Annotated in this window: 2 protein-coding genes; both read right to left on the reverse strand. The window is 34.7% G+C overall.

The features are described 5' to 3' along the window. Positions 1-182: 182 nt before the first annotated feature. Positions 183-662, reverse strand: coding sequence for an HARBI1 family protein (locus FFR48_RS29855; protein WP_236104235.1), 480 nt, complete (start codon positions 660-662; stop codon positions 183-185). Between the two features lie 17 nt (positions 663-679). Continuing rightward, on the reverse strand, positions 680-1054 hold a 375-nt coding region (locus FFR48_RS29860), incomplete at its 5' end, for a helix-turn-helix domain-containing protein (RefSeq protein WP_371851497.1).

The following is a 1054-nucleotide window of genomic DNA, read 5'->3' on the forward strand; positions in this document are numbered from 1 at the left end:
TAGACATCTCCGAAAACTATCTAACCTTCACCACAACTGCTTTTGAGGAAATGAAGGTTAAGTGCAAAGATACTCAGATTATACGCTATAATCAGTGCTGAAGATGCCTGCTATTGGGAATTAGCCAAAAAATAGCACCTCTGAAATTAGATTTTATGCAGGAAACTTGCAATTTGCTATAGCTACAAAATAACAGTACCAATACGCAATCTTACAAGTCCACAAATAGTCATAATTATTTGTTCATATTTCTGGGTATTTAATCTAAATCTTTCTTGGGCAACTCTAAATATCTTGACTAAACGAATTAAATGTTCAACAAAAATTCTTTCCGACGCTAGTTCTTTATTTCTGGACTTTTGTTCAGGCGTTAATTCTTGTTTTTTCGGTTTTTTCTGAGGGGTTTTAATTGACTCTTCTCCTTCATAAGCTTTATCCCCATTAAACCTTTGTTTGGTCTCAAATTCCTGGGAGGTTTCACGAAATAAGCTGATATCACTTTTGGGACCTGGTTTACCAGCCTTTACATCTACAATATCTTTACCATTTGGTAGGACAATTAGCTGGTTTTTTCTAGTATGAGTTTTCTTTTTACCTGAGTAATACTTTTTTTGTGTCTCATGCTCTGAAGGTCTTTCTATAGGCTGTTCATAGCTATCCACGATTAACTCAAACTCCGTTAACAGTTCTTTAACAATTTCGTGGTCGTTGGAGTTTTTTTTACCTGTGATATTAAACTTGGTGGTAATAATTCTCCCAGTAGTGGAAACCAATAGTTAAATGTATCATTTGCTGTTGTCTCACTTACGCCAAATTGAATTCCCAGTAACTGAAATGTTGTCAAATGACGTAAATATGTTAATGTTAAAATTATTTGCGACTCTGGGGTTAGTTTTGGCTTGCGTCCACCTCCTCCCAGAATGAGTCTAACTTTTTTAGATTCTGCCAATTCCTTTTTATTATTATGTAGCTCTATTGCTTTCTCTATAAGTTGCTTTAGCTGTTCATAATGCAGTCCTAATAACCGTTGTGATTCTTCAGGATTATTATGAAT

Origin of the sequence: Sphaerospermopsis reniformis, from assembly GCF_005402885.1 — a bacterium.
In the GTDB taxonomy this organism is placed as follows: domain Bacteria; phylum Cyanobacteriota; class Cyanobacteriia; order Cyanobacteriales; family Nostocaceae; genus Sphaerospermopsis; species Sphaerospermopsis kisseleviana.